Origin of the sequence: Jiella sp. M17.18, from assembly GCF_041027365.1 — a bacterium.
Classification (GTDB): Bacteria; Pseudomonadota; Alphaproteobacteria; order Rhizobiales; family Rhizobiaceae; genus VKMB-3413.
Map to the genome: position 1 here is coordinate 260,045 of NZ_JBFTEH010000003.1, position 13,431 is coordinate 273,475.

Below are 13,431 nucleotides of genomic sequence, written 5' to 3' on the forward strand. Positions count from 1 at the left end.
CCAGCAAGGAGCGAGCTTCATGGCGTCTTCCCCGCAGATCGTTCCGATCATCATGGCCGGCGGGGCCGGCACGCGGCTATGGCCGGTGTCGCGCGACACCATGCCCAAGCAGTTCATCGCGCTTCTGGGCGGCGGCCTCTCGGCCTTCCAGGCGGCGGTGAAGCGGGTCGTCGGCGACGGCTTCGACCGCCCGATCGTCGTCACCAACAACGAGTTCCGCTTCACCTGCGCCGACCAGCTGTCGCGCCTCGGCATCCAGGCCGACATCGTCCTCGAGCCCGAGCGCAGGGACAGTGCAGCGGCGGTCGCGGTCGGTGCGGTCATGGCCGAGCAGCGGATGGCGGACACCGTCTGCCTCGTGCTCGCCTCCGACCACGTCATCGGCGACGAGGCCGGCTTCCTCGAGGCGATCCGCGCCGCCGCCACGCTTGCCGCCGAGGGCCGGATCATGACGCTCGGCATCCGGCCGGACCATCCGTCCACAGCCTATGGCTATATCCGTCCCGGCCAGCAGCCGCTGGGGCCGGGCGCCCATGTCCTCGACCGCTTCGTCGAAAAGCCGGACCGCGCGACGGCGGAGGGCTACATCGCCGAAGGCTATGTCTGGAACAGCGGCAATTTCGCCTTCTCCTCCTCGGTGATGCTCGGCGAATTGGAAGCGCATGCGCCGCAGGTTCTGAAGGCTGCGCGGGCCGCCGTCGACAAGGCCACACCCGACCTCGACTTCGTCCGGCTGGACGCTGCGGCCTTCTCCCTCTCACCGACCATCTCGATCGACTATGCGGTGATGGAGAAGACCAAGCGGGGCGGCGTCCTCGCAGCCGATTTCGGCTGGTCGGACATCGGCTCCTGGGATTCCCTGCATCAGGTCAAGGACAAGGACGCCGAGGGAAACGTGCTCGAAGGCGATGTCGTCGCGCTCAACACCACCAACAGCTTCCTGCGCTCGGAAGAGGCGCTGACGACCGTCGTCGGCCTCGACGGCGTCGTCGTCGTCACCACCCATGACGCGGTGCTGGTCACCTCCATGGCCGAGGCGCCGAACGTGAAGACGCTCGTCGCCGAGCTGAAGCGACAGGGGCGGCGCGAGGCCGGCGAGCATCTGCGGATCTATCGGCCCTGGGGCTGGTACCAGCGCATCGACATCGGCGACCGGTGGCAGGTGAAGCACATCTGCGTCAAGCCGGGCGGCCGGCTCAGCCTGCAGCGCCACCATCACCGCGCCGAGCATTGGGTGGTCGTCCACGGCACCGCCGAGGTGACGATCGACGACACGGTGAAGTTCTACCACGAGAACGAGGCCGCATACCTCCCGATCGGCTGCGTCCATCGTCTGCACAACCCGGGCAAGATCGACCTGAAGCTCATCGAGGTCCAGGTCGGCAGTTATACCGGCGAGGACGACATCGTGCGCATCGAGGACGTCTACGCGCGCAGCTGACATTCGCCGCAGACACTGCCAAAGCCAACCGGAGACCTCTCGATCATGACCTCGCTGAAGTTCGGCACGAGCGGCCTGCGCGGCCTCGTCACAGATCTCCTCGGGCAGCCGAGCTACGCCTACGCCAAAGCGTTCCTCGCCTATGTCGATCGCGCGATGCCGCAGGACGCGGAACGGTGTGTGCTGATCGGCCGCGACCTGCGCTCCAGCAGCCCCGACATCGCCGCGCTCTGCAGCGCCGCGGCCCGCGACGCGGGGTTCCGCCCGCTCGACTGCGGCGCGGTGCCGACGCCGGCGCTCGCCTTTGCGTCTTTCGCCCGGCAGGCGCCGGCGATCATGGTGACCGGCAGCCACATCCCCGACGATCGCAACGGCCTGAAGTTTTATCGGCCGGACGGGGAGATCACCAAGGCGGACGAGACCGGCATCCTGTCGGCCTTCGAGGCGCTGTCGGAGGCGGAGCGCCAGCCGCCCGAGCGGAGCGAAGCGGCCGAAACGCTCGACGTCGCGACGCCTTTCTGCCGGCGCTATGCCGAATTCTTCGGCTCCGGCGCCCTCTCCGGCCTCACCGTCGGCGTCTATCAGCATTCCTCGGTCGCCCGGGACATGCTGGTGGCGGTGCTGCAGGATCTCGGCGCGACGGCGACCGCCTATGGGCGCGCCGAGGCCTTCATCCCGGTCGACACCGAAGCGCACCGGTCGGAGGATCTCGAACTTCTGAAGGGCTGGGCCGGGGAGGGGCGCTGCGACGCCTTCGTCTCCACCGACGGCGATGCCGACCGTCCCCTCGTCGCGGATCGGGATGGAGCGGTCCTTCGCGGCGACGTCATCGGCCTGATGACCGCCCGCCATCTCGGCCTCTCGACGATCGTCACGCCGGTGACCTCCAGTTCGGCGATCGAACGCTCGGGCATTGCCCGGACAGTGGTGCGCACCAGGGTCGGCAGCCCGTTCGTCATCGCCGGCATGGAGGAGGCGGCAAAGGCCGGGCAGGGAAGAATTGCCGGCTTCGAGGCGAATGGCGGCTTTCTTCTCGGCTCGGACATCGATCGGAACGGGGGCCGCCTGACCGCCCTGCCGACGCGGGATTCGATCCTGCCGATCCTGTCGGTGCTGGCCGAGATGGCGGGAACGGGCAAGCCGCTGGCGGATCTCGTCGCCGGGCTCGATGCCGGCCATACCGCCGCCCATCGCCTGCCCGAGGTGACGGCGGATCGCAGCGGCCCCTTCCTGTCGCGCCTCGCCGAGGACGCGGCGTTCCGGACGGCGTTTTTCGCGCCGGTCGGTCGTCCGGTGGAGGTCGACCGGATCGACGGCGTGCGCACGGTGCTTCAGACCGGCGCGGTCATCCACTATCGGGCATCCGGCAATGCGCCGGAACTGCGCTGCTATGTGGAGGCCTCCGACCCGGAGACGGCGCGAAGCCTCCTCGAATGGTGCCTCGCCGCGGCCGAAGCGGCGCTCTGATCCCGCCGCCGACGGAGCGGCGTCTGTCAGGCCGGGTTCCGTCGAGGGGCGAGCGGTCAGTTGCAGGTGGTCTTGGTCGTCTTTTCCGTCGACAGAAGGTCGGACTTCGTCTTGGTCGTGGTGGTGCAGTCGGTGACGGGCGGCGGGCTCGCCGGATCGGTGGTTACGGTGACCGACGAGGTCGAATCGTCGACCGGGGGCGGCGGGGGCGGCGCGGGCTCGGCCGGCTGGGTGACGATCGTCGTCGTCGACGTCTGGGCCGAGGCGGCGGTCAGGCTGCCGGCGACGAAGGGAACGGACAGGCTCGCGACTGCTGCCGCAGCCATGGCTGTGCGCAAAAGCTTCATCGAAGTCACTCCGATTGTTTGGATGCCCAACAACGGCGGATCTTTGACTTCGGTTCCGCGGTAACGATCGAAGTCTAGCCGAGATAGACCTTGGCGGATGGATAGCCGATGCGCGGGACGACGCGCCGGCCGAGGAAGAAGCCGAGCGACAGCGGACCGACGCGGCCGATGAACATCACCAGGATGATGACGATGCGGCCGGTCATGTGGAAGTCGCCGGTCGCGCCGCGGGACAGGCCGACCGTGCCGAGCGCCGACGCCGTCTCGAAGGCGAGGTCGAGGAAGGGGATCTTGTCGGCGACGAGCAGGACGAACAGCGCCCCGGTGAAGACGGCGACGAAGAGCATCGCCAGCGCCAGTGCCTTCAGCACCTCCTCCGGCCCGAGGCTGCGGCCGAAGATGACGATGGTCTCGCGGCCCTTGAGAAAGGCGATGGTCGCCAGCGCCAGCACCATGAAGGTGGTCACCTTGACGCCGCCGCCGGTCGAGGTCGAGCCGGCGCCGATGAGCATCTCGACGATCATCGTCAGGGCGGTCGGATCGCGAAGCCTGGCGATGTCGACGGTCGAAAAGCCGGCGGTGCGCGTCGTCACGCCCTGGAACCAGGATGCCCAGATGCGGGCGCCCGGCGCGAGCTGCCCGAGCGTGTCCGGGTTGGTCCATTCGAGCAGCGCGAAGAGTGCCACGGAGGCGACGATCAGCCCGGCCGTTCCCGTCAGCATGAGCTTGGAGTGGATGGTGAGCGTCCGCCACCGCCGCTCCTCCCACAGATCGGCGAGGACGGAGAAGCCGAGGCCGCCGATGATCAGCAGCGCCGGGACGGTGACGTTGACCACCGGATCGCCGGCAAAGCGCGCGAGGCTGTCGGGATAGAGCGAGAACCCGGCATTGTTGAAGGCCGAGACCGCGTGGAAGAGGCTGCTCCAGAGGCCGGCGGCCCAGCCTTCCCGCGGCACGAAGCTGACGGCGAGACAGGCGGCGCCGGCGAGTTCGAACAGCGCCACCACCCGGAAGATCATCCCGACGAGCCCGAGAAGTCCGCCGAGATCGGTCCGGTTCAGGTCCTCGCCGAGCACGATCTGCTGGCGGACCGGCATGCGCATGCCGAGAAGCGACAGGAGGAAGGCCGCGACCGTCATGAATCCGAGGCCGCCGAGCTGGATCAGGATCAGGATCACGATCTGGCCGAACAGGGTGAAGTGCGTGCCGGTGTCGGCGACGGAAAGTCCCGTGACGGTGACGGCCGAGGCGGCGGTGAACAGCGCCGTCATCCACTCCGCGCCGCCGTGATAGGCGAGCGGCAGGCGAAGAAGCAGCGTTCCGACGAGGACTAGGGCCGCGTAGCTGAGGACGAGGACGGCCGGCGGCGACAGTTCCAGGATCGGCGCCCGCCGCTTGCGCAGGAGAAGAAGCGGCGGCACGTCAGAACTGTCCGGTGAAGCTGCGCAGATCGCCCCGGCGGCCGAGCAGGAGGATGCGGTCGTTCTCCTCGAGCTCGATGTTCTCCGAACAGTCGAAGTAGCGCCCGCCGCGCATCGTGCCGAGGATGCGCAGGCTTTCGCAGTCCAGCCTGCCGAGATCGGCGATGCGCTTGCCGGCGATCTCCTCGTCCACGACTATGTTGACGACATGAAAGCCGTTGCCGAGGGACATGAAGTCCGAGACGAAGGGCGAGTGCAGCGTCTCGGCGATGTGGAGGCCGGTGTCGCGCTCCGGCTCGATGACCCGGTCGGCCCCGAGCCGCGACAGGATGCGGTGGTGGGTCTTGGAAAATGCCTTCACCCAGATGCATTTGGCGCCGATCAGCTTCAGGTTCATCGTGCAGATGACGCTCGCCTCGAGATCCTCGCCGATCGCGACGAGGACCACGTCGTGGTCGCCGAGGCCGGCCTCCTGCAGCGCGTCCTCGTCCCGCCCGTCGAGGATCAGCGCATGCGTCAGCTCGTCGGCATGCCGGCGCACCTGATTCTCGTCGATGTCGATCCCGACGACGTCGTCGCCGCTCGCCGCCAAGGCCGTCGCGACGGTCGAGCCGAAGGAACCGAGGCCGATCACGGCGAAGCTTCGGTTTCTGTGTTTCATCGATGCCCGCTCCTTCTCGGCGCCTGGCGGGGAATGGTGAGCCTGCCAATCAAATGCGCGGTTGCGGATTGGAACTATGGGAGCCAGGCGCCAATTCTCCAGCCATGGGGCCGTCCTCGCGTATCCGGATGGCGCCGCGTGGAGATTCGCCTTGCTCAGCCTTGCCTCGTTCCTGTTGGTCCTGACCATCGCCCTTCTCGTCATCCACGCAATCCGGCAGGCAAAGGCGCTCAGACAGCTCCACGCGGAAGGCGGTTCTCCGCAGGAGGCGGCGCCGTCGGTGACGGTGATCGTGCCGGCCCGCGACGAGGCCGAAAATATCGGCCCCTGCGTCTCCCGGATCCTCGCGCAGGAGGGCCTCGGCCGGCGCATCGACCTGATCGCCGTCGACGATCATTCCACCGACGCCACGGCCGCCATTCTGGAAGGGTTCGCTGCGCGCGACCCGCGCCTGACCCCGGTCAGCGCTGCCGCGCTGCCGCCGGACTGGCTCGGCAAGCCGCATGCCTGCTGGGCCGGTTACAGCGCTGCCGGCAAGGCGAGCGACTGGCTGTGCTTCATCGACGCGGACGTGCGGATCGAGCCGCAGCTTCTTGCGAGCGCACTCGCCGCGGCCGAGCGCGAACAGCTCGACCTTCTCTCGCTGGCGCCACGCCAGGTGCTGGGCAGCTTCGCCGAGCGGCTGATCATGCCGATGGGCTTCTACCTCCTCAGCTTCCGCCAGGACCTCGTCAAGCTGCAGGACCCCGCCAATCCGGACGCCACTGCCGCCGGACTCTTCATCCTCGTCCGCCGGAGCGCCTACGAGGCCGCGGGCGGCCATGCCGGGGTGCGCGCGGCGGTCTGCGAGGACGTCGAACTCGCGCGGCGGGTGAAGGCGAGCGGCGGCCGCGTGGCGATGTGGGGCGGCGACACGCTGCTCGAGACGCGCATGTATGACGGCCTCGCCAGCATCTGGGAGGGCGTCGGCAAGAACCTCGTCGACATGCTCGGCGGGCCGCTCCAGACGGTGGCGACGGTGATCGCCGCCAACGTCATCATCTGGGCCAGCATCGGCCTGCCGATCCTCGACGGTCTGAGGCTTGCCGGCGGCGTCGGCCTCGACGCACAGATCGCGCTCGGCCTCTCTGTCGCCGCCTTCCTCGCGGTTCTCGGCTTTCACATCGCCGGCGCCCGGCACTTCCGCGTCCCGTTCTGGTACGGGCTGCTCTATCCCCTCGGCTATACGGTCGGCTCGATCCTGGCGCTCGACAGCGTCCGGCGCCGGCTCGCCGGCGAAGTCAGCTGGAAGGGTCGGACCTATCGCCTGCCGCAGCAGCGGGCGAGCCTCGGCGAATGAGGGCCAAGGGTCACCCACCGCTCAAGCACGTCCGACGCATCCCCCCCGGCGGCGCGCTCGCCGTCGTCGTCATCATCGGCCTGTTCCTCTACGCCGTGCAGCTGGTCCTGCTGCCGTTCGTCATCTCGATCGCCGTGGCCTATGCCGCGACCCCGGGCGTCGACTGGATGACCGCCCGGACCGGCTGGCCACGCGCCGCGCCGGCGATGATCGTGTTCTTTCTGATCGTCGGGCTGATGGCCCTCGTCGGCTGGCTGGGGGCGCCCGGCCTAATTTCCGAGGGGCAGGCTTTCCTCACCGACGTCCAGGGCACGATCGAGCGGGCCATTTCGGGGTTCGTCGGCAACGGCAAGATCGAGCTGCTCGGGCTCGACATGAACGCCCACCAGCTTTCCGTGCAGGCCGCCCAGGCCGTGCGCGACTGGGCGACGCAGATCGGCCGCGTCATGTCGATCGCCACGATCGGCGTCAGCGCCATCTTCGGCTTCTTCCTGACGCTGGTGCTGCTCGCCTATTTCCTGATCGGCCTGCCGAGCGTCGGCCGCGGCCTCTTGAAGATGGTGCCGCCCGCCCAGCGCCCGACGGTCGCCTATGTCTGGTCGGAGATCCATCCGGTCCTCAGCCGCTACTTCATGGGGCTCGGCATCGTCGTCGCCTATGCGAGCGTCGCGGCCTATCTCGGCCTCGGCATCGGGCTGGGGCTGCCGCATGCCGTGCTCCTGTCGATCCTGACGGGCTTCCTCGAACTCATCCCGGTGGTCGGGCCGGGCGCCTCGGCGGTCCTCGCCGGGCTCGTGGCGCTCCAGCATGCGACCAGCTTCTGGGCCATCGGCGCCTACATCATCTATGCCGCCGCACTGCGGATCTCGATCGACCAGTTCGTCGGTCCGATCGTCCTCGGGCGCGCCGCGCGCATCCCGCCGGTGCTGGTGATCTTCTGCTTCCTCGCCGGCGGCCTCTTGTTCTCGATCCCCGGCGTGATCCTCGCCGTTCCGGCGGCGCTGACCATCCGGGTCGTCGCCGCGACGCTCTACGGCGAGGAAAACGAGACCCCGATGACGGAGAACGACGACCACGATTCCGACGCGCATGACAGCGGAAAGGAGAGCGAATGAGACCCGAAGCATTCAGCGGCGGCGAGAAAGTGCGGCTCTCCGGCCGCGAGCGACTGCTCACGCTCTTGAAGAGCCGGCTCGGCGATCCGCCGCTGCCGCTGCGCATCGGCTTCTGGGACGGCGAGAGCTTCGACTTCGGACCCGAGCCGAAGCTGACCATCAACCTCACCGACCGGCGGCTCCTGCGGCTGATGCTGACCGGCAATATCAGCCGGCTCGGCGACGCCTATGTCGACGGGCGCCTGACCGTGGAGGGCAAGGTCGAGGACATCCTCGGCGTCGGCATGGAACTCGCCGACCGCATCGGCCGCTCGCCGCTGGTCCAGCGGATCGGCGCCGTCGTGTCGAAGGTGCCGCGGCCGCACAGCCGGAAGAAGGACGCCGCCGACATCGTCAGCCACTACGACGTCTCCAACGACTTCTACCGGCTCTGGCTGGACGAGCGCATGGTCTATTCCTGCGCCTATTTCCGCACCGGCGACGAGACGATCGACCAGGCGCAGGCGCAGAAGCTCGATCACATCTGCCGCAAGCTGAGGCTCCGCAAAGGCGAGCGCCTGCTCGACATCGGCTGCGGCTGGGGGGCGCTCGCGATCCACGCCGCGAAGCACTACGGGGCGAACGTTGTCGGGGTGACGCTGTCGCCGTCGCAGCAGACGCTGGCCCTGGAGCGCGTGGAAGCGGCGGGCCTGTCGGACAAGATCGAGATCCGGCTCCAGGACTATCGCGACGTGCCGGGCGAGGGCGTCTTCGACAAGATCTCCTCGGTCGGCATGATCGAGCATGTCGGGCTCGCCAACTATCCCGTCTATTTCGGCACGATCGCGCGTCTGCTGAAGCCCGGCGGCGCGCTGCTCAACCACGGCATCACGGTCACCGATCCCGGCGGCAAGGCGCAGGGGCCGGCCGGCGGCGACTTCATCGACCGCTACGTCTTTCCCGGCGGCGAGCTGCCGCATGTCTCGAAGGTCTTGACGGAGATGGCGTCTGCCGGCCTCGAACCGGTCGACATGGAGGATCTGAGGCCGCATTATGCCCGCACGCTGCAGCATTGGGTGCGGCGGCTGGAAGCGCATGAGGCGGAGGCGATCGCCGAGGCCGGTCCGGAGCGCTACCGGATCTGGCGGATCTACATGCCCGGCATGGCCGTCGCCTTCGACAAGGGCTGGCTCTCGGTCGGCCAGGTGCTCGCCTACAAGCCGCAGGCGGACGACCGATGGGCGACGCGGCCCTGGTCGCGCGACTACCAGTATGCCGAAGGGCCCGAGCAGCTCGCGACAGGGCTCGACTGGTCCGAATTCTGATGGATCGGAAGGTTTCGATGTCGAATGCCGCAACCGTTCCCGAGGCCGAGGCCCGCGACAGCCATCCCTGGCTCGCCCGGGCGGTGTTCGGGCTAGACCGATACCTCAGGAAGGCCAACAACGTCATCGAATACACCGACCGGCCGGACTGCATCTTCCGCATCCAGCCGTCGCGGCTCGAGCGCCGGCTCGAACTCGTGGACGGCACCGTCGTCGAGCAAGGCGCGCCGATCCTCGAGCTGCATCTGTGGAGCGAGCAGGTGCCGGTTTTTCCGCCCGGCGGCGCCAAGCTCTCCTGGGCGCGGCAGATGGCGGCGGCCCTTGACGGCTCGCTGCAGGAACTCGCCGGCTTTCTCGCGCGCGAGCGCCGCTTCGACGACGTCGTCGCCGTGCGCGCCAACATGGCCTTCGCGACGCCCGCCGAAGCCGCCCAGTCGCTGCGCATCTGCGGCCGCTACGGGTTCACGGCGGTGAAGAACGTCAAGGTCCCGTCACGGGCTGAGCGGCTGCACATCTTCGGCGAGAACATCCTGATCGGCCTGATGATCATCGGGCGCAATTCCGGCGCCTTCCGCCTCGACAGCCTGCTGCGCAGCCGGACGGAGGTGGTGCTGACACGCGCCGAGCTGGAGCGGCGCTATCCGCAGGGCGCGCAGGCGGCCGCAGGAACGGTGCCGGACGGGCAGGAGCCGGCGGAACGACCGCAGGAGGCGCACGGGGCGTGATCGCGGACCTCGTCCAGATCGTCTTCGGCGGGCTCGCCGGCGTCGGCTGCCTCTATCTGGCGGTCGCGACCGGCCTCGCGCGCCGTTGGCCGACAGCGCGTGCCGTCGCACCGGAGCCGCTGCCGCCGGTCACCCTGCTGAAGCCGCTGCACGGGACAGATCCCGGCCTCGCCGACCGGCTGCGCGGCTTCTGCCGCCAGACCTATGCCGCGCCGGTGCAAATCGTCTTCGGCGTGCAGGACGCCGCCGATCCGGCGATCGCCGTCGTCGAACGGCTGCGGGCCGAGGCGGACGCGGTCGACATTGCGCTGGTGGTCGACCGGCGCCTGCACGGCGCCAACCGCAAGGTCTCGAACCTTGCGAACATGATGCGCCACGCCCGCCACCATGTCCTGGTCCTGTCGGACGCGGACATGGTCGTCGGGCCCGACTACCTCGCCACCGCGGTCGCCGAACTTTCCCGTCCCGGCGTCGGCGCGGTCACCTTCCTCTATACCGGCATTGCCGCCGCCGGCGTCTGGAGCCGGCTCGGCTCGCTGGCGATCTCGGCGCATTTCCTGCCGAGCGTGCTCGTCGGCCTGGCGACCGGGCTTGCCCGGCCGTGCTTCGGCTCCACCATTGTTCTGACGCGCGAGACGCTGGAAGCCATCGGCGGCTTTCCCGCGGTCGCCGACCGGCTCGCCGACGACTACGCGATCGGTGATCTCGTGCGTGCCAGAGGGCTGACCGTCGCCGTTCCGCCGGCGGCGATCGGCCACGTCTTTTCCGAAGGGAGCTTCGCCGAGCTGATGCGGCACGAACTGCGCTGGGCCCGGACGGTGCGCCTGCTCGACCCGGCCGGCGCTGCCGGCTCGATCGTCACGCACCCGTTTCCGCTGGCGCTGATCGGCGCCGCGGCCGGCAGCTGGACCTGCCTCGCTCTGGCTGCTCTGGCGCTCGTCCTGCGGCTGATGCTGTGCCGCACGGTCGAAAGACGCTTTGCCGGCGAAAGAACGAACGGGTGGCTCCTGCCGATCCGGGAAATATTGTCCCCCGCAATCCTGGTCGCCAGCTTCTTCGGGCGCGGCGTCACCTGGAACAATCTCGCCTACAGCGTCGCGGCCGACGGCCGCCTGACGCTGCAACAAGAATGAGGCATACGATGAAGACGCTTTTCCTGCAGGCCCCCTCCTTCGACGGGTTCGATGGCGGCGCCGGCTCGCGCTACCAGGCGAAGCGCGAGATCCAGTCCTTCTGGTACCCGACCTGGCTCGCCCAGCCGGCCGCCCTCGTCGAGAACTCCCGGCTGATCGACGCGCCGCCGCACAAGACCGGCATCGGGGAAGTCGTCGAGGCGGCGAAGGACAGCGATCTCGTGGTCCTCCATACCTCGACGCCCTCCTTCGCCTCGGACGTGAAGACCATCGAGGCGATGAAGGCGGCCAAGCCCCATCTGAAGGTCGGCCTCGTCGGCGCGAAGGTGGCGGTGCAGCCGCAGGAGAGCCTGGAGGGCTCGCCGCTGATCGACTTCGTCGCGCGCAACGAGTTCGACTTCGCGATCAAGGAAATCTCGGAGGGCCGCGACTTCACGGCCGTGGACGGCATCTCCTACCGCAACAAGGACGGGCAGATCGTCCACAACCAGGAACGGCCGGTCCTGCACGACATGGACCAGCTGCCCTTCGTCACGCCGGTCTACAAGCGCGACCTCGACATCAAGAACTACTTCATCGGCTATCTGAAGCACCCCTACATCTCGTTCTATACCGGCCGCGGCTGCAAGTCGCGCTGCACCTTCTGCCTCTGGCCGCAGACGGTCGGCGGCCATCGCTACCGCACCCGCTCGGTCGGCCACGTGATCGACGAGATCCGCTGGGCGAAGGCGGCCTTCCCCGAGGTGAAGGAGTTCTTCTTCGACGACGACACCTTCACCGACGACACCCAGCGCGCCGAGGAGATCGCCCGCGAGCTCGGCAAGCTCGGCGTCACCTGGTCCTGCAATGCCAAGGCCAACGTGCCGCGCGAGACGCTGAAGGTGATGCGCGACAACGGGCTGCGCCTGCTCCTCGTCGGCTACGAGTCCGGCAACCAGCAGATCCTGCACAACATCAAGAAGGGCATGCTGATCGACGTCGCCAAGCGCTTCTCCAGGGACTGCGCGGAGCTCGGCATCACCATCCACGGCACCTTCATCCTCGGCCTGCCGGGAGAGACGAAGGAGACGATCCAGGAGACCATCCGCTTCGCCAAGGAGGTGAACCCGCACACCATCCAGGTCTCGCTCGCCGCGCCCTATCCCGGCACCTTCCTGTATGATCAGGCGCTGAAGAACGGCTGGCTCGACGCAGAGAATGCCGAACTCGTCGACGAGCGCGGCGTCCAGATCGCGCCGCTGCACTATCCCGAACTCAGCCATTCCGAGATCTTCCACTCGGTCGAGGACTTCTATCGCGCCTTCTATTTCCGCGCGCCGAAGATCGCGGCGATCTGCGGCGAGATGGCCCGCAGCCCGGAAATGCTGAAGCGCCGCCTGCGCGAGGGCGTCGAATTCTTCCGCTTCCTGCGCGAGCGCAAGGAAGTGGCCTGAGGCGCACGGCGACGGTGCGCAAGCTGGTCGTCACCGCCGACGATTTCGGCCTCGCGCCGGAGGTGAACGCGGCCGTCGAGACCGCGCACAGCGACGGCATCCTTTCCGCAGCGAGCCTCATGGTGGGCGGCGCGGCGGTGGCGGACGCCTTGCAGCGCGCGCGGCGCCTGCCGGGTCTCGCCGTCGGCCTGCATCTGGTGCTGGTCGAGGGCCGGCCGGTGTCGCCGCCGGGGGAGATTCCGGACCTCGTCGGAACGGATGGCCGGTTTCGTGACGACATGGTGCGGATGAGCTTCGAGATGGGCGCGTCGGCAAGGGTCCGGCGGCAGGTCGAAGCCGAGATCGCGGCGCAGTTCGACGCGTTCCGGCAGACCGGCCTGCGGCTCGACCACGTCAACGCGCACAAGCATTTCCACCTGCACCCGCTGATCTCCCGGCTCGTGCTGGCGATCGGCCGCGACTTCGGCATGCGCGCGCTGCGCGTGCCGGTGGAGCTGAAGGGCGTGCTGGAGCGGGTCGAGCCCGGTGCCGGCAAGGGCGGCCGGATCGAGGCGCTGATGGGGCGGCGTCTGCGCCGGCAGGCCTCGGAGGCCGGGCTGATCGTGCCGGACGCGGTCTTCGGCCTCGCATGGTCGGGGGCGATGACGCCGGCGCGCCTCGAAGGGCTCCTGCGGCACTGCCCGGACGGCCGCGTCGAGATCTACACCCATCCTGCGACCGCCGACCGCTTCGACGGCGCGGCGCCCGGCTATCGCTACCGCGAGGAGCTGGCGGCGCTCTGCGATCCGGCCTGCGCGCAGGCGCTGGCCGCGATGGGCGCTGCGCCCGGCGGCTTCCTCGACCGGGGCGCGGATCCGGTCGCGGCCGCCCGATGATCCGCGTCCGGGGTGGATCGCGCGCCGGTCGCCGGACGACATTTGCAACCGAAGACCGCGCGATTGTTTCGCCGCGCAACGAAGCGCCCGCGACGGAAGGGGAACCCGCATGCTAGACTGACATTTGCATAGAAGAGTTTTTCCGGCCTCTCACGTGCATGCGGGCTCGC

12 protein-coding genes are annotated in these 13,431 nt (G+C 68.7%); 9 read left to right on the plus strand and 3 right to left on the minus strand.

Annotation, left to right across the window (positions count from 1 at the left end; translation table 11 throughout):
- The first annotated feature begins 19 nt into the window (after positions 1 to 19).
- Together AB5S17_RS07605 and AB5S17_RS07610 are read left to right on the plus strand one after the other, a co-directional pair.
- On the plus strand, positions 20 to 1,441 hold the full coding sequence (locus tag AB5S17_RS07605; RefSeq protein ID WP_369237838.1) for a mannose-1-phosphate guanylyltransferase/mannose-6-phosphate isomerase: 1,422 nt from the start codon (positions 20 to 22) through the stop codon (positions 1,439 to 1,441).
- A 45-nt stretch (positions 1,442 to 1,486) separates the two neighbouring features.
- Positions 1,487 to 2,908 carry a phosphomannomutase gene (locus tag AB5S17_RS07610; protein WP_369237840.1) on the plus strand — a complete coding sequence of 474 codons (1,422 nt, stop codon included), beginning with the start codon at positions 1,487 to 1,489 and terminating at the stop codon, positions 2,906 to 2,908.
- A gap of 56 nt (positions 2,909 to 2,964) precedes the next feature.
- Here the strand turns inward: AB5S17_RS07610 and AB5S17_RS07615 are convergent, their stop codons facing one another.
- The 3 genes from AB5S17_RS07615 to AB5S17_RS07625 all read right to left on the minus strand — a co-directional run bounded on the left by AB5S17_RS07615 (position 2,965) and on the right by AB5S17_RS07625 (position 5,337).
- Complete coding sequence (locus AB5S17_RS07615) at positions 2,965 to 3,255, minus strand: hypothetical protein (protein ID WP_369237842.1); 291 nt, start codon at positions 3,253 to 3,255, stop codon at positions 2,965 to 2,967.
- A 74-nt stretch (positions 3,256 to 3,329) separates the two neighbouring features.
- Entirely contained in the window at positions 3,330 to 4,676 is a 1,347-nt protein-coding gene (locus AB5S17_RS07620) for a TrkH family potassium uptake protein (protein WP_369237844.1), read from the minus strand.
- A gap of 1 nt (position 4,677) precedes the next feature.
- Positions 4,678 to 5,337: a TrkA family potassium uptake protein gene (locus AB5S17_RS07625; protein WP_369237846.1), complete on the minus strand. Its 660-nt coding sequence runs from the start codon at positions 5,335 to 5,337 to the stop codon at positions 4,678 to 4,680.
- A gap of 151 nt (positions 5,338 to 5,488) precedes the next feature.
- Here AB5S17_RS07625 and AB5S17_RS07630 point away from each other — a divergent pair, with 151 nt between their 5' ends.
- Genes AB5S17_RS07630 through hpnK form a run of 7 tightly spaced genes read left to right on the plus strand, consistent with a single transcriptional unit; the run spans position 5,489 to position 13,261 of the window.
- On the plus strand, positions 5,489 to 6,676 hold the full coding sequence (locus tag AB5S17_RS07630) for a glycosyltransferase family 2 protein (protein WP_369237848.1): 1,188 nt from the start codon (positions 5,489 to 5,491) through the stop codon (positions 6,674 to 6,676).
- Positions 6,673 to 7,791: an AI-2E family transporter gene (locus AB5S17_RS07635; protein ID WP_369237850.1), complete on the plus strand. Its 1,119-nt coding sequence runs from the start codon at positions 6,673 to 6,675 to the stop codon at positions 7,789 to 7,791. Before AB5S17_RS07630 ends, AB5S17_RS07635 begins: the two co-directional genes overlap by 4 nt.
- Positions 7,788 to 9,095, plus strand: coding sequence for a class I SAM-dependent methyltransferase (locus tag AB5S17_RS07640; protein WP_369237852.1), 1,308 nt, complete (start codon positions 7,788 to 7,790; stop codon positions 9,093 to 9,095). The genes AB5S17_RS07635 and AB5S17_RS07640 overlap by 4 nt, the downstream gene beginning before the upstream one ends.
- A 17-nt stretch (positions 9,096 to 9,112) precedes the next feature.
- Positions 9,113 to 9,820: a hypothetical protein gene (locus AB5S17_RS07645; protein ID WP_369237854.1), complete on the plus strand. Its 708-nt coding sequence runs from the start codon at positions 9,113 to 9,115 to the stop codon at positions 9,818 to 9,820.
- Positions 9,817 to 10,953, plus strand: coding sequence for a bacteriohopanetetrol glucosamine biosynthesis glycosyltransferase HpnI (gene hpnI / locus AB5S17_RS07650; protein ID WP_369237856.1), 1,137 nt, complete (start codon positions 9,817 to 9,819; stop codon positions 10,951 to 10,953). Before AB5S17_RS07645 ends, hpnI begins: the two co-directional genes overlap by 4 nt.
- Before the next feature lie 8 nt (positions 10,954 to 10,961).
- On the plus strand, positions 10,962 to 12,386 hold the full coding sequence (hpnJ, locus tag AB5S17_RS07655) for a hopanoid biosynthesis associated radical SAM protein HpnJ (RefSeq protein WP_369237858.1): 1,425 nt from the start codon (positions 10,962 to 10,964) through the stop codon (positions 12,384 to 12,386).
- 14 nt (positions 12,387 to 12,400) lie between these two features.
- Positions 12,401 to 13,261, plus strand: a complete 861-nt coding sequence (gene hpnK / locus AB5S17_RS07660; protein ID WP_369237860.1) for a hopanoid biosynthesis-associated protein HpnK — start codon at positions 12,401 to 12,403, stop codon at positions 13,259 to 13,261.
- Positions 13,262 to 13,431: the final 170 nt, after the last annotated feature.

Excerpts from the sequence above, each read along its gene's own strand:
- AB5S17_RS07605 (WP_369237838.1), top strand. The coding sequence starts at position 20 with ATGGCGTCTTCCCCGCAGATCGTTCCGATCATCATGGCCGGCGGGGCC.
- AB5S17_RS07610 (WP_369237840.1), top strand. The coding sequence starts at position 1,487 with ATGACCTCGCTGAAGTTCGGCACGAGCGGCCTGCGCGGCCTCGTCACA.
- AB5S17_RS07615 (WP_369237842.1), bottom strand. The coding sequence starts at position 3,255 with ATGAAGCTTTTGCGCACAGCCATGGCTGCGGCAGCAGTCGCGAGCCTG.
- AB5S17_RS07625 (WP_369237846.1), bottom strand. The coding sequence starts at position 5,337 with ATGAAACACAGAAACCGAAGCTTCGCCGTGATCGGCCTCGGTTCCTTC.
- AB5S17_RS07635 (WP_369237850.1), top strand. The coding sequence starts at position 6,673 with ATGAGGGCCAAGGGTCACCCACCGCTCAAGCACGTCCGACGCATCCCC.
- AB5S17_RS07640 (WP_369237852.1), top strand. The coding sequence starts at position 7,788 with ATGAGACCCGAAGCATTCAGCGGCGGCGAGAAAGTGCGGCTCTCCGGC.
- AB5S17_RS07645 (WP_369237854.1), top strand. The coding sequence starts at position 9,113 with ATGTCGAATGCCGCAACCGTTCCCGAGGCCGAGGCCCGCGACAGCCAT.
- hpnJ (WP_369237858.1), top strand. The coding sequence starts at position 10,962 with ATGAAGACGCTTTTCCTGCAGGCCCCCTCCTTCGACGGGTTCGATGGC.